The sequence below is a fragment of the Nocardiopsis sp. SBT366 genome (assembly GCF_001083815.1).
GTDB classification, from domain to species: Bacteria; Actinomycetota; Actinomycetes; order Streptosporangiales; family Streptosporangiaceae; genus Nocardiopsis; species Nocardiopsis prasina.
In genome coordinates this window covers 1-19825 of the sequence record NZ_LAVM01000095.1, presented here as the reverse complement: position 1 = coordinate 19825, position 19825 = coordinate 1, and the positions used below count along the sequence as shown (strand labels likewise).

The following is a 19825-nucleotide window of genomic DNA, read 5'->3' as shown; positions in this document are numbered from 1 at the left end:
CCGTCCCCGGACGGTCCGCCCCCTGGTGGCCTGGCCCGCACCGCCCTCTTCGTCGGGGCAGCCGCTCTGGCCGTCGTGGTGGCCGCCGGGACCATCGCTCTCCTGACCACCCGGTCCGGTGACGACGTCGCGGGGGTATCAGACCCCGGGGAGGAGCCGGTGCCGTCCGATGTCCTCGGTTCCCGTCTCCTGGGGATCGGCTTCGCTCCCGACGGCGAGAGCCTCCACGTCTCCGGCCAGGACCACCTGGTCGAGATCGACTGGCGCACCGGCGAGGAACTCCGCCGTTTCGAGCAGCGCCCCAGCCACCTGACGGTCGGCGCCGACGGCACCGTCGTCGGCTCGTTCGCCGATGCCGTGCTGCTCTGGGAACCCGGTGAGGAGGAGCCGCGCTACCTCGAGGATCCCGATCTCCTGGACTGGGGTCGGACGGTTCCCAGCCCCGACGGCACCCACCTGGCGGTCGCGGTCAACGCCTCGAGCGACAGCGCGGTCGACGACGGTTTGGACCAGCCCCTCGTCCAGGTGTGGAACCTGGAGACCGAGGAGGTGGAGTTCGAGATCGAGACGGACTCCTACGCCCGCGACCTGCACCTCAACGCGGACGCCTCACTCCTCGTCGTCAGCGACTACTCGGGCACGGGGGCCTCGGCCGTGTGGGACCTGGCCGCACAGGAGCCCGTCCTGGAGTTGCCCAACGGGGACTTCCCCGCGGTGCCCCTCAGCGACGACGTGGGGCACCACCTGAAACACCTGGCCTTCCACCCCACGGACCCCTCCTTGCTGGCCGTCTCCACCAGCCCCGAGGACAACATCCTCCACGACCTCGACACCGGCGAGACCACGCCCCTGGAGGTTCCCCCGACCAACGGCCACCCGCTGTTCGAGCTCCACTTCTCCCCGGACGGGACCCGCCTGGTCGCCAGCGGCGACGACGGCGCCGCGGTCAGGGGAGGCCGGGTGTGGGACACCGCCACCGGAGACCTGCTGACCGAGGACGGGGTGCCGCTCTACTCCCAACTGGACTTCCACCCGGAGGGGACGGTCATCGCGACCACCACCCCGGCCTCCGAGCGGATGCGCCTCCTGATCGTGGACGCCGAGACCTTCGAGGTCCTGCACGAGTACCCGGAGTAGAACCGCCCCGGCAGGAGCCGGAGTCACCCGACCGACGCGAGGAGCTCCTCAGCGATACGCAACCCCCGCTCCGAGAACGCCTCAGGGGCGTGGGCACCCCGCCATCCTCCGAGGTGCCCGCGGTGCAGGAGGTCAACACAGGAGCCGATCCAGTTCCCAGAACTCCGAGTACCCGACGCGTGCCGTCCCCCGACATCCGAGAACTGTTCATGTCATCGCGCCGCATTCGATCCTGATCAGGTCGCTGGGTGCGTGCTTCGAACCCGGCTTGCCCGGTCCGAATCAGTTGGCTCCGGTCATCGCGGCCACGAACTCGAACAGGCCCATTCCCCAGGCGAACATCACGCACATCGCCATGATGACGAGGATCTCGGTCCAGTTGAGGACCCTCCTGAGCGAGGCCCTGGGAACGTCGTTCAGCTTCACCCAGCTCAGGACGCTGAGGAGGATGCCCCCGAGGAGCACGGCCACCGGCAACCAGGGGCCGAACACGGGATACTGCGTGACCACCGCGACCCCCGCCGCGCCGAGGCCGACGACTCCGGCCAACCGCAGCGGCAGCACGTGCCGGATGCGGTCGAACAGGCGGGAGCGCATCACGAGCAGCAGGCCGAGGAGACCGCACAACGCCAGGTCCGGGATGCTCGAACCGAAGTAGGCGAGCAGGACGGTGACGGCGCCGCCCGCGACGGCGGTGCCCATGACGATCCCCAGCAGCAGGCGGTCGCTGTTGGTGAAGGTCTCCTCGAAGCGTTCCGTGGCCACCTGGCCCGACCGCCCGACCTCGTAGTCGAGCCCGGAGAGGCCACCCATCACCATCGCCACACGCGGCAGGGCGCCCACGCACAGGGTCAGGGCGATGCCCATCGCTCGCACCCCCTGTGTCGGATCCACGAAGATACCGACCACCACCAGCACACCGGCGGCGAGGACCACCACCGTGAGCCCTGCGATGTAGGAGAGCCCGGTCTCGTGCAGTGACCAGCCGATCAACGCCACGAGCAGGCCACCGGACAGCGTGATCCCCGCCATCGTCAGCGGCGACGCGCTGACCACCAGTTGTGCGACGAGGACCGCCGTGGCGGCTCCCCACACGCAGGTCGTCGCGAAGAGGACGTTGGCGACGACGGGCAGCGGACGGCGAGCGGCCAGCAGCATCGTCCCGATGGTGAGGAGCGTGCCGAAGGCCGCCACCCCCAGATAGCCCGCCGAGGGGCGCAGCCACATCATGAGGAACAGCATCAGCAGCGGGCCGATGCCGCCCACGAGCAGACCGAACGACAACGTCGTCGTCGAGTTCCAGATCCACGCGGTCTCGTCCACGCTGTCCTCGACAGCCCCGCGTACGTCGTCGACGTGCGCCGGGCGGCTCGGAGCCACCACGCGGTCGAGGAGCAGCACGTCCCCGTCGTACACGCCCGCGCCCTCCAGCGGTTCGCCGGGTTGCACCAGGTTTCCGTCAACCGTGGTGAGGGACCAGGAGGCGGGATCGGAAGGCTCATCCTCGGGTGCGCACACCTCGATGATGCGCGGCATGAGCGTGGCGACGGGCACGCTCCCCGGTAGCGCCAGATCGGCCCAGTTCTGGGGTCCGGTGATCGTGACCCTGCAGTATCCGCTCACCTGAGACCCTCTTTGTCAAAGTGTGTGCTTTTTTCCATGGCTAAGGGCTGTGCCAGACACGAATTAGGTGATTCGCGTTGTTCACGAGATCATCTATAGCGTAGTCACCCAGACACGAGACCTCACAGGTGGACGGAGAAGGGACCCCCGTGGCGACGAGACCTGTTCCCCGGCCCGCTCGCAACACCCCGCCGGCTCCCGGGAACTCTCCCCTGGTCATCGCGACTCCGCCACAGATGCCGGAGAACGCCCCGGCCGGCAGCTCGGGCGCGATGATCATCATGCCCATCATCACCGGTTCCGGCTCCCTCCTGATGTCCATCACCATGGGTCATCGCCCGTTGATGATGGTGGCGGGCGTGATGATCATGATCGCGAGCGTGATCGTCGGAATCATCATGTTCGTCGCCCAGCACAACGGCCCTCGTAAACGTATTCGGGAACAGCGGGAACGCTACGTCGACTACCTCGACCAACTGCGCGAGATCGTACGGGATGTCGCCGCCACCCAGCGTTCCGACAACGCCTTCCGGCACCCGACACCCGACCTTCTCACGGAACCGGCGCGGTCCCGGGCACGGAGATGGGAACGCAGAGCGTCCGACCCCGACTTCCTCGACGTGCGCGTCGGGTCGGGGGTCCGCCCGCTCGCCCGGCGGCTCAAGCTGAAGGTGGACACCTCCTCGCCCCTGATCGTCTACGATCCCGTCTGCCAGGGTGCCGCTGACCAGCTCATCGAGCTCTACGGTGACGTTCCCGAGATGCCGCTGGTCGTGCCCCTCCACAAGTACGGCGTGATCTCGATCAACGGAGACCGGGCGGCCGGACGCGGGCTCGTGCGGGCGATGATCGCCCAGATGTCGGTCTTCCATTCCCCGCACGACCTACGTATCGGAGTGGTCCGGGACCAGAAGCTCCGAGCGCAGTGGGAGTGGCTGAAGTGGCTGCCCCACAACACCTTCGACGACGCCATGGACGGGCCGATGCCCGCCCGGTTCGTCGCGCGGAACACCGTGCAGATCGCGGAACTGCTCTCGGATGAGATCGAGCGCCGCACCGTCGACCTGCAACGACGCCGCGGCAAGCCCCCGGGCCCGGGGACCCAACGACTCGTGGTCGTTCTGGACGGTGAGTACCAGTCCACCCTGTCCGGTCTCCACGCGGAACCACCCGTCACCAACCTGGCCGACCTCGGCATCCACGTCATCACCCTCGTGTCGGATCGACGCGAGGAGCCCGAAGCGGTGGAACTCCGCCTGCGAGTCGAGGCTGACGGCAACCTCCGCGAGGACACCGAGGGCACCAGGACTGCCGAGGACCCGACGCACGTTCCCCTGGAGGGCAGGGGTGACCGGTACGACATAGCCAGGCTGACGACCCTGGCCCGTGTGCTCGCCCCCTTTGGCATCGCGGTGACCGACGGCGACGACGCCATGCACGAGACGGTCGGGCTTCCCGAGATCCTCGGAGTGTCCGACGTCGCCGAACTGGACACCCGCCGGACCTGGCGCAAGAGGAGCACCGGAGACTACCTGCGTGTACCCATCGGTGTGGGCCCTGGAGGGAACACGGTCCTGCTGGACCTGAAGGAGTCGGCGTTCGGAGGCATGGGGCCGCACGGTCTGGTCGTCGGTGCCACGGGCTCCGGAAAGTCGGAGATGCTGCGCACCATGGTGGCGTCCCTGGTCATCAACCACTCACCGGAGAACCTGGCCCTGCTGCTGGTGGACTTCAAGGGTGGCGCGACCTTCGCCGACACCGATCGCCTACCGCACAGCGCCGGGCTGATCACCAACCTCGCCGACGACGACGGCCTGGTGGTCCGGTTCCGGGAGGCCACCTTCGGTGAGCTGCTGCGCCGCCAGCAGATCCTCAAGAACGCGGGCAACCTGCCCAACCTGCACGCCTACGAGGCGGCTCGGGAGAGCAACCCCGCACTGGAGCCGCTGCCGCACCTGCTCATCATCATCGACGAGTTCTCCGAGCTGCTCACCGCACACCCGGACTTCGCAGAGCTGTTCGTGGCGATCGGCCGCATCGGCCGGTCCATCGGCGTGCACCTGCTGCTCGCCACCCAGCGCCTGGAGTCGGGCAAGATCAAGGGCCTGGAGTCCCACCTGTCCTACCGGGTCGGGCTTCGGACCTTCTCCGAGGCGGAGAGCCGTGAGGCGATCGGTGTCGGAGACGCCTACCACCTCCCGCCGGAACCGGGCTCGGGATATCTGAAGGTCGACACGTCCGTCTTCGAACGGTTCAAGGCCGCCATGGTCTCCCAGCCCTACAAGCCGCCGGTCAAGGAGGAGAAGACCGAGCACGACCCGGTCCTGCCGTTGCTCTCCTACAACGGGCTGAACAAGGTGACCGGGGCCGGTTCTCTGGTCGAGTCCCTGGTGGACTCCATCAAGGCCAAGTCGGAGGACAAACCCAAGCAGGAGAAGCGGACCACCCTCCAGGTGACCGTCGACCGGCTGGTGGCCTCGGGGGCCGACCCGGTCCGCCCCGTCTGGCTTCCGCCGATGCCGGAGATGCTGACCTTCGACAGCGTTCTGACCGACCTGGGCGAGGGGGCCGACCTCGAGGGTGCGGGCACCGAACCCGACCCGGCCGAGGCCAAGGCGGTCTTCGGTCTGACCGACATCCCGCGGGAACAGCGCGTGGTCCCCGCGGAACTCGACTTCACCGGCGGCGAGGGGAACATCGTCGTCCTGGGCGGACCGCAGTCGGGCAAGTCCACCATGCTGAGGACGATCATCACGAGCCTGGCGTGGCGCTACCCTCCCGGTCGCGTGGCCGTCTACGCGATCGATTTCGGTGGCGGGGCGCTCCAGACGATGGACGAACTCCCCCACGTGGCGGGTGTGGCGGGCAGGTCCGACCCGGAAAGGGTGCAGCGCATTCTCACGGACGTCTCCGGGCACCTGGACCGTCGCCAACGCGTCTTCCGCAAGCACAAGCTCGACTCCCCGGCCGCCCTGCGCCAGGCCCGCGCCGAGGGCAAGGTGCCCTCCAACGTCGTGGGCGACCTGTTCCTGATGATCGACGGGTGGTCCGCGGTCCGCGACTCCTTCGACGCGGCCGACGACTTCCTGATGGACATCGCGACGCGAGGCCCCTCACTGGGCGTGCACACGATCCTGACGGGCGCGGCATCGTCCCAGGTCCGGTCACGGTTGCAGGCGCTCTTCGGTGGACGGTTCGAGCTGCGCCTCAGCGACCCCATGGACTCGGGGATCGGGCGCAAGATCGCGGAGGACATCCCGAAGGACTCCCCGGGCCGTGGTCTCACCTCTGAGGAGTACCACGCCCAGGTGGCCCTGCCCCGTGTCGACGGGGTCCCGGGCGACGAGGACCTGACCGACGGCATCCAGGACCTCATCAAGCGGGTCAGGGAACGCTGGCCGCAGGACGCGGTCCAGGGCGTACGGACGCTGCCCGCCCGCGTGGAGCTGGACGACCTGCTCAAGGGCCGCAAGACGGGCCGCACCAGGTCCCGTGAGCTCGTGCTGGGCATGGCCGAGAGCTCGTTGGCACCGGCCATCACGAACCTGGACCGGGACCCGCACCTGCTGGTCTTCGGAGACCCGCAGACCGGCAAGTCGACGCTCATCCGTGGACTGGTCAAGCAGATCGTGAAGCGCCCGGCGAAGGAGCTGGGCATCGTGATGGTCGACTTCCGCCGCTCCCACCTGGAGCTGGTGCCGGAGGACCACCTGTTGGCCTACTGCACGACGGCGGAGCAGACCAAGGCGGTCGCGGACAACCTCGCCGGTTCACTCCAGCAGCGCCTGCCGGGTCCGGACGTGACCCCCAAGCAGTTGCGGGAACGCAGCTGGTGGAAGGGGCTGGACCTGTACATCGTCGTGGACGACATGGACATGCTCGCATCGCGCAGCAACCCGTTGGCGTCCCTGGCGAAGTTCATCCCCCAGGGCGCGGACCTGGGCCTGCACGTCATCGCCGCCCGCCGTACCGGCGGTACGGCGCGGGCCATGTTCGAGCCGGTGCTCCAGTCGCTGAGCGACATGGCCACCCCGGGTGTGCTGTTCTCCGGTGACCGCATGGAGGGGCGCCTGGCCAACGGCGCGGCCTCCAAGCAGCTGCCACAGGGCCGGGCACAGCTGGCCCTGCGCGGCAAGCGCCCCGACCTGGTCCAGGTCGGCTGGAGCGAACCCCCCGCGTAAGGAGTCGGGGCGGTGCCGTGGGAGAACCGCGGCGCCGCTCCGCTCACGGCGCCACCCCGATCGCCGCGGGCGCCGCAGGTCTCGTCCTCCTTGTGACCGTCCCCGTGTCGTGGCCCCACCCGGAGTCCCCCGATGTCGAACGGGTCACCACGGGAACTCGTAATCCACCCTCCTGGCACGCTGGACCAGACCTCTGAGTTCGAGGACCTTTTGGCGGACCCCGGACTACGAGCGACCGACCTGCTCCATACCAAGGGCCATGCGCTGGCCTCGGTTCCCGGTGGAGTCGCGGCGATCCAACATTCCCGACGGCACCCGCTCTGGAGCCACCAGGTACCTGGCACCGAGCCGGATGTGGATGTCACACCCGAGCGCGTCGCGGTGATGGTCACCTACCCGGTGCCCGCCCGGAGGGGGCGGGAATCCTGCAGGGGCGTCCTGGACGTCGACACCGGCGAGCAGCCAGACGACTTCCTGTCTCCTGACACCTCCGTCGCCGTGGGCCTGGGATACGCCAACACCCGTGTCCTTGTCGAGGGAACCGTCCAGGGGCAGGGTCGGAAGAGCGGCGGGTCTGGGAGGTCGATCCGCGCTCCTGGTGCGCCGACGCCGAGTCTCCGGTCAGTGATATCAGCCCGGCCGCAGACGACGACAACACGCACCTGTCGGTCGTCTGCGACGGCACCGGCGAAGCCCACCTGGCCGCGCTCTCCGGCGACAGCGTCGAGTGGGAGCTGAAGTTCACCGCCACCAACGGCACCGCACCCGAACTGCTACTGATCGGCGACGAGCCGCGTCGACGCATCGACCACGCACCGGTCGCTCGCGCCGTCAATGGGGACCTCGGCATCGCTCACCGAACGTGGACGTCCGTCACTGCGGCTCCGCGCTCCCCCACGGCTGGAGTCGCCCACCTTGGAGGAGTACGTCTCCAGCCCCTCCGAGGGCCCGTCCGACCCCGTGGAGGTGTTCGTGATGGGCTCCAGGGACATCGTGAGTCCCACGTGCTGCGCCAGACCGTTCGACCCCTGCTCGATCTGAGCAACGACCTCTTCCTGTCCGACCAGGGGAGGAACGACTCCTCACCCCGCACGACGGATTGACGTACTACTCCGGCCTCGCACCCGTGAATCTGCGTAAGGCCCTGGAGAGTCTCGGGGAGTGATCCCCAAGCCATTTCACCGGCTCACCAGAGCCGCCTCGATAGGAAGCCTCGGCACCGATCATCACACTGGAGGGCTCAGACTCCACCATCACCACAGTCGACGAAATCATCCATACTCTCGTAGTACTCCTCCGGTGAATCAAAGGCGTCGTTGACACGGTTGACGTAATCGATGACGGGCTCACCAGCCCTGTAGGAATCACCGCACCATGTGATGTCATTGCGACGCATCAGAAGCATGAGGGATCCGTCCACCTGCCCCGACTGGCGAATGGCGCTGTCGTCCCAGTGTCCGGGATCGGTCTCCACCTCGTAGACCCCCTCCGCACGGACGACGATCCCCGCTGTGATGAGGGACTCCTGGTCGTCTTCAGACAGACGCTCAAATACATCGACAGGATCCTCTTCCAGGAACATCCGGTCTAGTACGCGAACCCGAGCATGTCGACCGATCCACTCACTATCGAGACGAGGATCGGCCTCGACTTCCGGATCCGGAGTTTTTTCAGTCGAACATCCAGAAACAAGAACGAGAACAACAAGGGCCAGCAAGGAGAACAGTCTTGCGAACGATATCAAAATATACACCACCGAAAATTTGCCACCGATAACACCCGAAATCAGCTCCCCTTGACCCCCGATGCATCAAAGGCATCCTCCACCAGGCTCTGCCTTTCTTCGAAGGCTCGCTTGTACTCACCCACCACAGTACTTGAACTATATTCCTCACCGTCCCCGAAATTAAAGGGAATGTTCTCATTCAGAATATCTCTCAAGCTGTCGTCCATTTGATTCAGGGGGTCATTTTTCCGATAGTCCTCGTTCCATTTTTCCTTGTCCGTCTGCACCATGACAGTCACATCCGAATCGAAAGCAAAATCTTCACTTGAAACCTCTTCCGCACTAAGCGGTTCTCCATCTCTCTCAACAGAGATGGCACCCCCATCGACTAGCCCGCCAAAAGCGGCAGACCGGTGAACCTCGTTCAGGTTCTCAATATTTTGATTGCTTGTCATGTAATCGAGCACGCCAAGTTGAATATTTCGTTCGAGGTCCTCACTATTGGTGTAGGAAGGTAGACGTGGAGATACATCGACATCCCCATCGATCAACGAACTAACCAGGGAATCTGAAGTTAGCCCCAAGCCCTTCGAAAGTGCCGTTCCGATAACCGGGATCTTCTTCGTCTGGTCGCCCGTCTCAGAGAGCGCAAAGGTGAGCACCTTCTCGTGAAGATCGATTCTCTCCTTGATGTCATCGTAACGGTCATCAGACTCCATAGTAAGAGACTGATTCAGGATGCCCTGAAGGGTTCCAGCCTCTCGCGCGGAGGTTGCACCGCCCGATTCTCCTTCCATGTAAGAGATCAGCTCGATTTGCTGGTATAGATCGACAGATTCAAGTACATGCGCCGCAGTCTGATCGTTTCCAACAAGGTACTGCATGAAATTAGCTCGCTCCTGAGATCCAAGTTCGACGAAATCTCTTTCTGGATCGTATTCGCCAACGCCAGTAGTTGGGTTCCCATTTTCGTCGATCACATCACCGGAACTGAAACTGAATATGTGCGCATCAAAAATATCAGCGAAACTGTTCGCTAGATCGATATTGTACTGAGAGAAGGAGGCATTGGTGTAATTGTTGCCATCTTCCTCCAGACTCGTTCCCGTCCTCGTTAGAGCTTTATGCATGTCGGGGTCGGTAATCGTCTCCATGAAACCTGGGAACGCTTCCTGGGCACGACTCCGATCATCTGGGTCCTCACTGTGCAAATCCTCGGCCAGCCAGTCAGTCATCTGACGAACACTTTCACCCTCATCATGCCACTCGTAGGTGAACAATCCTTCGATCGCAGTCGTTCGGAAGTCTTCCCGATAGTCGATATCAGATTCCTTTGCTTCACCCACATGCTCACCTGTGAGCACAAAGGAATTCGCGTCCTTGTTACGCGAAGCGACATCGGTCAGTGCCGCCAATTCCTCTGAGGAAACCCAGTGATCAGACTCATTACCCCAGTGCTCCGTGAAAGTACCCAGAGATAGGGCGAGGTTGGTCGAGAGCCCGTATCCACCCTCGAAGTCATTCGAAGTGTGGGCGAAGAGTTCTGACAAGTCAGACATTGTCAGTGCATCGACTTCTTGGCTTGCCAATGGGTCACCAGACCCGCCATCTCCATAGCCGAAGGGGATGTCTATCGCATTGCGAACACTTTCAGGAACGTTGTCATATCCACCTCCTAGGCGCTGATCGGACAGAGCCAGGATTCCTTCACCAATTGCGCCAAGCGCATGTTCTCTCTCTTCCTCACTCATATCACCGTCTTCCATAATATTCGGTAGACCGATGACTCCACGACCTCCCGGACCTTCTTCCTCCAATGCCCCATAAAAGGCTTCGAGAAAGTCCATCTCCTCGTCCCGATATCCGGTTCCTCCCTGTTGCGCTTGCAGCGCATTAGTGGTGATCATGCTGAGCAGAAGCATGAGTTCGTGATAGTTTTCATCGATGGCTTTTTCGCCCGACCAGTATTCTCCAAGGTCCTCCGCCAGCTCTTCTGCATTCTCCTCCGTAAGCTCCCGACCATCGACCATCATGGTATAGTTGCTCGGATCGATGTTATAAAAGGCCCAAGAATTGATCCCCGAATCGATCAGGGCTTGAATGTTCTCCTTCGTGGGGCCTTGCCCCAACATTTTCGCCACATCTCCAGCATTGTCTTCGAATTCTTGATAGTTGGCTCGTTCACGCTCCTCGAGCTCCCCGTGCTTCGTCGTGAGCTCTCCGTAGATCGAACGACATTTATTTTCCGGACCTACCAGGCCAAAACCCTTTTGCGCAGGATAGGATGCAGTGATGGTCTCACCCTGGTATTCGTCCGGAATCTCCGCCTTCTTCGCCTCCCTGAAATCAAACCACTCTGACGTCTGGGATTCGCGTTCGGCCTTGAAGTCCTCCACATACTGCGCCCATAGCTCCATCATGGAAGAGGCGTAAGCTATTGCGGAGCCCGCGTTCTGCCAAACTTGAAGTTCCTCTCTGGTCTGTGATCCGATACCCCAGGCCATGAGTTCCGTGAACTCCGTGGCCGTGTCATAGAACGTTGATCCCAGGTCGTCGGCTCGCCCCAGGAGCCTTGCCTGCAAAGCGTCTAGTTCTTCCGTTCTGGTTCTGATCGTATCCGGATTTGCGTTTGTGATTCGAGCCTGAAAATGGATATCGAATTTCGCCATGAAAACTCTCTACAGCCAAGGGGTAATTATGGATTCAGTGATCGAACAATTTGATCCTCAGAAATTGACCTGTAGATCAACACCAAGATCCCAAGGGGTTTTAAAGTCATTAGAGGATTCCCAGTCGTTTTCCGCGATCTCCCTGGCGCCAGCTTGGATGTTTTCAGCCAGCTGCAGCCCGTGCTCTTGGGCGTCAATGATGACCTGACGGTACTCATCCCTATACGTCGCTAGCGCTGACGAGACCTCGTCTCTCTGCGCGACGGTCTCCGCGTCTTCCATAATGAGATCGAACATGTCGGCCAGCCCTGCCATTGACTCGGCCAGAGCACCCGCCAACTCCCCACCCTGATACCCCTCAATGGGATTTCCTCCAGCCTCATTGGGCATACTAATCACCTTTCTATTCGCGCTTAAGAATGGGAGAGTTCACGAGCACCGCAGACGTGTCGTTAGCACTACGGGAAGTAGGATCACTATATCCATCAACGCCCTGAGGCGATCGGCCGGGTTGCTGGTCAAGCCATTCTCAAGTGGCCACATTCGGTCACGGGTGTCTCGGCACCGAGCAGCACTACTGTTCGACCCGCCTCCAACGCCAGGGATCATAGGAGCAGCCCTCCACGGTACGTGCTGACCGCTTGCTCGCTTTGATCCTTGAGGAGGGATCCTGAGAACCAGACCCCGGTCCCTGGTGGTGCTGCTGCCACTGCTCTCGTCGTGTTCCCTGATGCCCGGGGCCTTGCAGGAGAGCGAGATCGACCATGTGGTGTACCAGGGATCCGCTGAACCGCTGGAGATTCCACAGAACCTGACCTCCGTGGGGTGGGACTGGGAGGCCCCCGAGGAAACCGACATCGTCGACGTGCGTCCCTTCCCCTTCGGCGTGGTCGTGACCGTCTCGGACGGGGTCGTCGCCTTGCAGGGCGACACAGGAGAGGAACTCTGGCGATACCGCCGCGTGGGCGAGGCGGTGACGGACGCCAACGTCACGACGAGTGGAGAACGCGTAGCGCTCGCCTACCCCGTCGATGTGGAAGACGAAGCCGCAGTGGCACCGCACGAGGTCGTGCTCCTCGACTCCGACACGGGCGAGGAACTCGGTTCTCACACTGAGGACTTCACCGCTGGGGCGGCCCTACCCGGGAACGTCACGACGCTGTCCCCCATGCCTGAGCACCTGGGTCTACTCTCCGACTCGTCCCGAATCGTCTATCGCAAGTTGGACGACCAGAGGACTGGTGTGTATTCACTCGACCTGGAGACCGGGGACGAGTCATGGAGCCTCACCGACCTCCAAGGAGAAGGTCAGGCGGGACGGGACTTCCACCCCAAGGGAGTGGTTGCCTCGGGCGACACGATCATCCTTTCGGGCAACTTCATGGATGAGGACATCGATTCTCTTCCCGAAACCTCGGAAAAGCAGGAGCACACGGTTGTTCTCCTGGGACTGGACGCCGACTCGGGTGAGGAGCTCTGGCGCCACGAACTCGACATGGACGCTCCCATCGATCTCCACCCCATCAGGCTGGGTGTTCAGCTGACTTCAGGTGCGGTGATCGCGGAGGCTCGCGGCGTGGACGAGTGGATACTCGACCCTGCCTCCGGGGAACGCCTGACCGAGAAAAGTTTCTTCTCAGAGCGGGAGGGCGATGTCATCGGTGCTCTGGAGAACTCCGTAGTGACCGAGGAGTGGCTGGCGGATGATGACGAGTTCGAGTACTCATACACCGACTTCTCAGGGGACACCCATACGACGTTCCGTACTCCCGGCTCCGCGAGACGCATCGGAAGCGTGTTCGTCCTGCCCCTTGAAGGCGCGATCGTGTGGCTCGACGTGAACCAGACCAACACTTCCTTGGACCCCGAAGAAGCCGCCTGGGATGAGGCACGACTGGTGATCGATGAGGTCGGCGAGTCCCGTGTCGTCGACCTCGGTGTCCGGGTCGAACGCGACTACGTTCAGGACGGGAGCGAAGCTCAGCGCTCTTCGCTCCCCAGCCCGCCCGACATGACCGTCGCCCCGGGCGCGCTGGTGGTGCAGGAGAAGGTCTCGGGTGGCGCGCGCCGCCTTGTGGGCGCGGTTCCGTAGCGGCCTCGGCGCGGGGGCGCGGCCGGGATCCGTGCGCCCGCACCGCCTGCGGCACCCGGTCCCACCTCGGCGAACGGAGAGTCTCGTTACCTATTTGTTCCCTTTGGCATGAAACCCTCGCTGCCTCACCGTCGTCGCACCAGTCGACCCTGATCTCATCTCCCCCTCAGCGGAGAAAGCGGAAGCCGGTTCATCGTGCCGGCGCCCGTCCTCTTCCGAAAGGAGTGCTCCCATGACCGAATCGGGCGCCAATCCGATCGAAGCGATGGAGGGTGGCGAGTACGCGGAGACCCTCGCCGCCGCGATGGCCGGGCTGGCCGACGCCTTCGACACCCTCATGGGTGACGCCGTGAGCGCCTGCGGCCACGAGGACCTCCGTTCCGGGTTCAACAAGTTCCGGGAGGAGGCCGACCAGGCCCTCATCGACCTCCAGGAACACGGCCTCGCCCTGGCCAACAACATCCAGGCGGGAGCGGGCGAGATCGCCAAGAACGACCTGGAGAGCTCCGAGGACTTCCACCCCTGGTCGTCCCACCGCGACCTCAACTTCGACTGACTCCCGCGACGCGGTAGACCGCGTCCCCCTCACCACCCGCTCGATCTCCACCTCTGAGGATGACCGTGGCCACCATCTCCCTCATCTTCCACCCCCGTAACTTCTACGGTCAGCCCGACAACATGTACGAGTGCGCCTCGGATCTGGAGATCCTCAACGCCCGCGTGCTCGGTCGGGCCGACGACCTCGGGGGTGGCTTCGACGCGGCCGCGCAGCAATTCACGGACATCATCGCCTGGGACATCCGGGGGCAGTCCGAGGAGGACGTCCAGAAGTGGAGGGACGCCGCCGTCACCGTGAGCTACGCGGCCTCGGTCGCCGAGATGTGGGCGGACGCCGTGAAGGCCTTCAAGGACGAACGCGACGCCCAGATCTCCACCTGGGAGACGAGCAAGAGCGAGAAGGAGAGCGCCGTCCCCTCCGCCTACCAGGGTCACCGGATCACCGAGTCCCACCCCAAGGTCGACGGTTTCCTCTGGACGGATTTGGGTGCCGGGGACGAGAAGAAGTGCCGGGATCTGTACAACGAGCTCTCCACGGTCCAGGAAGGGCTCATCACCCGAGAACAGACCAACTGGGACAAGCTGGAGGAGATCGCCGAGGACGCCCGGAGGATGCTCGAGGAGGGGCCCACACCCGACAACGTCTCGAAGCTCATCGAGGCGGGGAACGCCAGCTGGGGGTTCCTCAGCCTCGATCCCTCGCGCTACTCGTCGCTGATCGGCGATGACATCGAGCTGACGCCCGAGAACGCCGAGGAGTACGCGAACGACCTCGCGGCCTACTGGTCCGGTGATCGGCCCATCGACGACCGGTACCACGAGCTCATGCTCGTGATGGCCATGATCGGGACGAGCGCCAAGCAGCACCAGGAGAACGGAACGGAGCTCAGCTCCGACGAGGTCGGGTTCCTCGAGGAGTTCTACCAGCAGCTGGAGGATCCCTATCTCCGCGACGGCGTCGGCGGCGGCCTCATGGTCTACCCCGAACTCATGGCCGAGTCCGGCATGTCCGACGAGGAGCGCGAGCGGGCCCTCGGAGTGCTCGGAGACGGGCTCCTGGCGCTCTCGGATCCCAGCATCGGCGGCGGCTACGACAGCCTGCCCCAGAGCTTCCGGTACGCGGTCGAGGGCCCGTGGATCAACCCCGACGCCGAAGGCAAGATGCCCGCGACCCCCGTCTCCATGGGCATGGACATGAAGGCGCTCTCCGCGTTCATGGAGCACACGGACGACAACCTGGAGGCCGGGTACGGCCTGTCCACCAACCTCCACCTGGCCACCGGGGCCTTCCTGGACGCCTGGGGGGACGAGGTCCACGACTCGAGCGGGGTCCTGCCCGACTCCGAGCAGGTCTCGCACATGATCGACGTGGCCTCCCGGAACAAGGACTCGAACTACTACATCCTGACCGGCGAGCACCTCAACGAGGAGCCGGGCGTCCCCTATGGCGACGCCGACCTGCGCAAGCAGGCCCTGGAGGGAACCCTGACCTTCGAGTGGCACGACAACGGCCACACCGCGCGGCAGCTCACCGACTGGCTCGCGGAGGACGTCCACAGCGAGGACCCGGAACTGAGCCAGCGCGCGGGCGACGCCTTCACCGGGTTCATGGAGACCATCACCGACTCCGAGATGCACGACGCCCTCACCAACACGGGCGTCAGCGTCACCGAAGGGGACAACGAGTACTCCGACGCCTCCTTCACCCAGTTCAACGGTGCGCTCGCGGACAGCCTGGCCGACATCTTCGACGCGCACATCTACAGCTTCGCCAACGGCGACATCCTGGACACCAACGGCAACGCGGTGAAGGGCATCGGTGACTTCGACCCCGACACCGGTTACGTGCGTATGGGACCCGATGAGCGAGCGCAGTACATGCAACTCCTCATGGGCAACGACGAGACCGCCGGACGCGTCGTGAACTCGGTGGACGTCTACCAGCAGATCGAGGCCGTGGCCTACCTCGAGTCCGGTGACGGGGCGACCTCCGCGCGCGGCTCCGCCCAGCTCCAGGGGTTGTTGGAACGTGCCCTGTACCTGGAGTCGGCGGACCGCTCCGCCGACCTGGACGCGACGATCGCGCGGGAGACACAGATCGCCGACTTCGTGGTGAGCGAAGCGGGCAACCTCTCCGAGAAGATCCCCGTCATCGGCCAAGGTGTGTCGAAGGGCATGGAGCTGGGCAAGGACAGCATCGTCGGAGCGATCGTCGACGGCGACTACGACGTGTCTCCCCGTTTCCCCACCTACACCAGCGAACTCTACGTGGAGCGCAACTTCCAGGTGGAGACACTGGACTTCGTCCTCGAGAACGATCCCGGCGTGCTGAACGAGGACACACGGCGCGCGGACCTCAGGACCCTCGTGGACGGTGGCGCGCTCAGTATCGAGCAGGACGGGCGGAAGCTGGAGCCCGGTGACATCACCGACGACTTCGTCTTCGACGAATCCGTGACCCTGGACTTCGAGAAGGACCCGAGCGCGTGGACGCACAATGAAGGTCGGGAGCTCTCCGGCATGGACGACGCCCTCGGAAAGATCATGGACGCCACCGTCCTCACCGCGAACACCACCGACCCGCACACGGGCGAACCCGTCGAACACACGGCGCCCGGCCGTGAGTGGGTGGAGGACTTCACCGGTGAGTACAACAGTGCGTACAGGACCACCCGGGACTACTTCGGAGGCGAGCTCGAGCAGTTCGGTGAGCCCCCGGAAGAGGAATGAGGACCCCCGAGACCGCCTCCTCCCGCCACAGACTCTCCTTGGAGGATCCCTTGACTCGTACGAACCGGGCGACCGCTCTCTCCGCCCTCGCCCTCACCGCAGGGCTGGTGCTGTCCGGTTGTTCCGCCTCCGATCCCGAGCCCGAGCCCGAATCGGGCCTGCCGGAGGACTACGTGGCCTCGCAGTGGATCGAACGGGAGGTACGGGTCCACACCCTGGCCCGGATGCTCGGCGAGGAGGGCTCGGCCGAGGTCATCGAGAACACGGGCGGAACTCGTGAGCACCTCCTCGACTGGGGAGTCGTCGTCGAGGAGGAGGACGGCTACGCCGTCGAGCTGGACAAGGACGCCTGGGACGACGACATCCACCTTGCCAAGGTCGACGGAGCGCTCGGGAGCGCCATGAACCGGAACGATGTCACCTGGTGCGGTGAGACCGTCACCGGTGAGGATTTCGTCGACGTCTACATGGACGAGTACCAGGACTCCTTCGACACCCAGGACGAGTACACGGCGAGCGTCGTCGACTACGTCGACTGCGGCACCGGGGCTCCGTGACAGGCGGCCGCTCCATTACGGGGCCTTCGATGCCCCTCCGAACACCTGGGTTCGCGAGAAGCGGGGAGGGAATGCTCACCCGATTCGCCTCGTCGCGAAACGCGCGCGTACATTGACCGAAAGCTCTTAACCTTACTAATCTCCCTAGCGCCGTACCTCCCGTGTTCGTGAAGCAGCGGACGAACACCCTGCCCATGGGGAACAGGCCCACGAACTCACCCACCAGCGATTCCTTGAAAGGGTTCGGATGTCCCAGCACGCCGGTCTTGAAAATGTCAATAGCCTGTCGCAGGGAGGCGAACAGCTCGGTCAGGAGTCCGACGGACTCCGCACCCAGATGAACCAGCTCATCAACGACATGAGCAACGACGCCGACTCTCTCCAGGGGCAGGCGCTCCACGACTTCCGTGAGGCCCGGAACAGCCTCACCGAGCGCTTCGACGAGCTCATGTCCTGGTGCAACCAGAACGGCATCAAGCTGAACGAGGGCCAGCAGCAGTTCAACCTCACCGACAGCGAGGCGAGCGACGACTTCTCGGCGTCCGGCCAGGATCTCGGCGGCCTCTCCCGCCCGGTCAACGCCTGACCCTCCCTCCCCTACCCCGTTCCCCCAGGAAAGGCACTTTCATGGCTTCCCAGTTCGACGTCTACGGAAATGTCGGCGGTCTCCAGACGCTGGCCTCCGACCAGCAGGCGCACCTTGGTCGTTTCACCGCGATCATGAGCCAGATCAACGAGCAGTCCGAAAGCACGGTCAGCCAGTGGGAGGGCTCCGGCAGTCAGCAGTTCCAGTCCAAGGCCCAGGAGTTCGACACCCACTTCTCCGAGGTCAACTCGGCGTTCGCGAAGATGATCGACGCCACCAGTGACACCGCGGACAAGTACGGCAAGCTCACCCGGTACCTGGACGGCCTGTTCTAGTAGGCTGAGTTCCGATGTCCTCCCCACCTTCGCCGCCCTCCACCGACCCCGATCCGCAGCTTCCGGAGGCGTTCCACTACACGCCCGACGAGGAGAAGTACGTCCTCGAGGCGGACGCCCTCCGGCACCGGCAGCTCCGGTCCGCGCTGTTGTACGGGTCCAGTCGCTACTGGCGCCGACGCCAGCGGGTGTGGCCGGCCGTGATCGGCGGAGCCATCCTCATCGCACTCATCTGTGGGGTCATCGCCCTGGTGGGGGCCTTCGGCCGCCAGCAGGAGATCAACGAGGAACGAGGGTGGGGAGCCAACCGCCAGGTCGGAAGCGCCTCCATCGACCTGTCGGCCACCTCGGACCGTCCCTGACCGCACACGCCATCCCCCGCTCCGTCTGACCGGGCGGGCCTCCACCACGAAGGGGGCGATCTCCCATGTCCGTCTGGGCCCCGGGGTACGAGACCTCCACTCAGCTTCGTCAGGGACGCCGTGCCCGGATCTTCCGTGCGGTCCGTGTGACCAGCGGCGCCGAGGTCGTGCTCAAGGTCCTGCCGATGGAGGCGGGGCAGACCGAGCTCGGGCACCTGCGCACCCTCGACGGGGTGCCCGGTGTGGTTCCCCTGTTGGACGCCGGAACCACGGCGGACGGCGAGTTCTTCGTGGTCACGCCCTTCTACTCCGACGGTTCCTTCGGGGAGATGCTGGCGCGGAAGGGGCCCGCTCCCATCCAGGAGGCGGCGGCGGTCGCTCGCAGCGTGGCCGGGGCGCTGGGGGCCCTGCACGGCCGGGGGCTGCTGCACAACGACGTCTGCCCTGGCAACGTCCTACGCGCCGGCCGGACTCCGGTGCTCACGGGCTTCGGCGCGATCGGCCGGGTCGGGGAGGCGTTGCCCCCGCCGCCCCCGCAGATGGAGTCGTTCCTCCACTCACCACCGGAGTCGCTGCGCGGTGAACCCCGCACGGCGGCGTCGGACGTCTACCAGCTCGCCTCGACGGTCTGGACGATGCTCACGGGCCGGGCGCCGTTCTCCACCACGGACGGCACCCCCTTCGACCCCCGGGCCTACGCCCAGCGTGTCCTCGGCGAGGAGGTCTCGCCGGTACCGCGTCAGGACGTGTCCCGATCCCTGCGCGGGGTCCTCACCCGTGCCCTGGCGAAGGACCAGGCCGACCGACACGCGAGCCCAGCCGAGTTCGCGGCGGCCTTCGAGAAGGCGCGGTCCGGACGTCCGGCCGCGGCCCCCAGCGGCGCCCAGCCCTCCATGCTCGCCGCGCCGGTGGACGCCTCCGCTGGTCCACTCCCGGCGCCCACAGGCCCCCAGGAACCACCCGCGCACAGCGGACCCCAGACACCGCCCGTCTCTCCCAGGGCCTGGACCCCGGCGGCTCCCTCGGGTCCGCAGACGCCCGTGGTGCCGCCCTCAGGACCGCAAACGCCCTTCGCCAAACCCTCTGGGCCACAGGCACCCATGGCGCCGCCCTCAGGGCCGCAGGCACCTTTCGCCGCACCCTCCGGACCGCAGACGCCCTTCGGGCCGCCCCCGGCGGCGCCCGTCGCGCCTCCGTCCGGCCCCCAGATCTCCCACCTGTCCGTGCCCTCGGGGCCGCACGCTCCACCTGCCCCACCGACCCCTGCCC

At 64.8% G+C, this 19825-nt stretch carries 14 protein-coding genes; 10 read left to right on the top strand and 4 right to left on the bottom strand.

The genetic code is table 11. The features are described from left to right. Nucleotides 1-1137, top strand: a 1137-nt coding sequence (locus ADX84_RS26445; protein WP_049578686.1) for a hypothetical protein, incomplete at its 5' end; no start/stop codon positions are given. 282 nt (nucleotides 1138-1419) lie between these two features. On the opposite strand, the gene eccD is transcribed toward ADX84_RS26445, so the two are convergent. Then, the gene (eccD, locus tag ADX84_RS22145; protein WP_049578683.1) at nucleotides 1420-2760 is read right to left on the bottom strand and encodes a type VII secretion integral membrane protein EccD; all 1341 of its coding nucleotides are present in this window, start codon (nucleotides 2758-2760) and stop codon (nucleotides 1420-1422) included. Between the two features lie 218 nt (nucleotides 2761-2978). Here eccD and eccCa point away from each other — a divergent pair, with 218 nt between their 5' ends. Beyond that, nucleotides 2979-6941, top strand: coding sequence for a type VII secretion protein EccCa (gene eccCa / locus ADX84_RS22140; protein WP_369801135.1), 3963 nt, complete (start codon nucleotides 2979-2981; stop codon nucleotides 6939-6941). 1240 nt (nucleotides 6942-8181) lie between these two features. Here the strand turns inward: eccCa and ADX84_RS22135 are convergent. The 3 genes from ADX84_RS22135 to ADX84_RS22130 all read right to left on the bottom strand — a co-directional run bounded on the left by ADX84_RS22135 (nucleotide 8182) and on the right by ADX84_RS22130 (nucleotide 11726). Next, complete coding sequence (locus ADX84_RS22135) at nucleotides 8182-8658, bottom strand: hypothetical protein (protein ID WP_156208158.1); 477 nt, start codon at nucleotides 8656-8658, stop codon at nucleotides 8182-8184. A gap of 68 nt (nucleotides 8659-8726) precedes the next feature. Continuing rightward, the gene (locus ADX84_RS26135; protein ID WP_156208157.1) at nucleotides 8727-11336 is read right to left on the bottom strand and encodes a hypothetical protein; all 2610 of its coding nucleotides are present in this window, start codon (nucleotides 11334-11336) and stop codon (nucleotides 8727-8729) included. A 57-nt stretch (nucleotides 11337-11393) separates the two neighbouring features. Then, nucleotides 11394-11726 carry a hypothetical protein gene (locus ADX84_RS22130; protein ID WP_026128967.1) on the bottom strand — a complete coding sequence of 111 codons (333 nt, stop codon included), beginning with the start codon at nucleotides 11724-11726 and terminating at the stop codon, nucleotides 11394-11396. A 304-nt stretch (nucleotides 11727-12030) separates the two neighbouring features. Here ADX84_RS22130 and ADX84_RS22125 point away from each other — a divergent pair, with 304 nt between their 5' ends. From ADX84_RS22125 to ADX84_RS22090, 8 genes are all read left to right on the top strand, one after another. Continuing rightward, complete coding sequence (locus ADX84_RS22125) at nucleotides 12031-13428, top strand: PQQ-binding-like beta-propeller repeat protein (RefSeq protein ID WP_049578677.1); 1398 nt, start codon at nucleotides 12031-12033, stop codon at nucleotides 13426-13428. 232 nt (nucleotides 13429-13660) lie between these two features. After that, nucleotides 13661-13984, top strand: coding sequence for a hypothetical protein (locus ADX84_RS22120; protein ID WP_017542931.1), 324 nt, complete (start codon nucleotides 13661-13663; stop codon nucleotides 13982-13984). Between the two features lie 59 nt (nucleotides 13985-14043). Beyond that, on the top strand, nucleotides 14044-16716 hold the full coding sequence (locus ADX84_RS22115) for a hypothetical protein (RefSeq protein ID WP_082206705.1): 2673 nt from the start codon (nucleotides 14044-14046) through the stop codon (nucleotides 16714-16716). 50 nt (nucleotides 16717-16766) lie between these two features. Next, the gene (locus tag ADX84_RS22110; RefSeq protein ID WP_369801134.1) at nucleotides 16767-17273 is read left to right on the top strand and encodes a hypothetical protein; all 507 of its coding nucleotides are present in this window, start codon (nucleotides 16767-16769) and stop codon (nucleotides 17271-17273) included. Between the two features lie 247 nt (nucleotides 17274-17520). Then, nucleotides 17521-17859 (top strand): hypothetical protein, encoded by a 339-nt coding sequence (locus ADX84_RS22105; protein WP_026128970.1) that lies wholly within the window; start codon nucleotides 17521-17523, stop codon nucleotides 17857-17859. Nucleotides 17860-17900: 41 nt separating this feature from the next. Beyond that, a complete protein-coding gene (locus ADX84_RS22100; RefSeq protein WP_017542935.1) occupies nucleotides 17901-18194 on the top strand; it encodes a WXG100 family type VII secretion target in 294 nt (97 codons plus the stop codon). A gap of 14 nt (nucleotides 18195-18208) precedes the next feature. Continuing rightward, entirely contained in the window at nucleotides 18209-18556 is a 348-nt protein-coding gene (locus ADX84_RS22095) for a hypothetical protein (protein ID WP_049578672.1), read from the top strand. A 65-nt stretch (nucleotides 18557-18621) separates the two neighbouring features. Further along, nucleotides 18622-19825: protein kinase (locus ADX84_RS22090; protein WP_049578670.1), on the top strand; the 1204-nt coding region annotated here is incomplete at its 3' end.

What these genes read in the sequence shown, in the direction of transcription:
- ADX84_RS26135 (WP_156208157.1), bottom strand. Translation starts at nt 11,336, where the DNA reads ATGGCGAAATTCGATATCCATTTTCAGGCTCGAATCACAAACGCAAAT.
- ADX84_RS22130 (WP_026128967.1), bottom strand. Translation starts at nt 11,726, where the DNA reads ATGCCCAATGAGGCTGGAGGAAATCCCATTGAGGGGTATCAGGGTGGG.
- ADX84_RS22120 (WP_017542931.1), top strand. Translation starts at nt 13,661, where the DNA reads ATGACCGAATCGGGCGCCAATCCGATCGAAGCGATGGAGGGTGGCGAG.
- ADX84_RS22115 (WP_082206705.1), top strand. Translation starts at nt 14,044, where the DNA reads ATGACCGTGGCCACCATCTCCCTCATCTTCCACCCCCGTAACTTCTAC.
- ADX84_RS22105 (WP_026128970.1), top strand. Translation starts at nt 17,521, where the DNA reads ATGTCCCAGCACGCCGGTCTTGAAAATGTCAATAGCCTGTCGCAGGGA.
- ADX84_RS22100 (WP_017542935.1), top strand. Translation starts at nt 17,901, where the DNA reads ATGGCTTCCCAGTTCGACGTCTACGGAAATGTCGGCGGTCTCCAGACG.
- ADX84_RS22095 (WP_049578672.1), top strand. Translation starts at nt 18,209, where the DNA reads ATGTCCTCCCCACCTTCGCCGCCCTCCACCGACCCCGATCCGCAGCTT.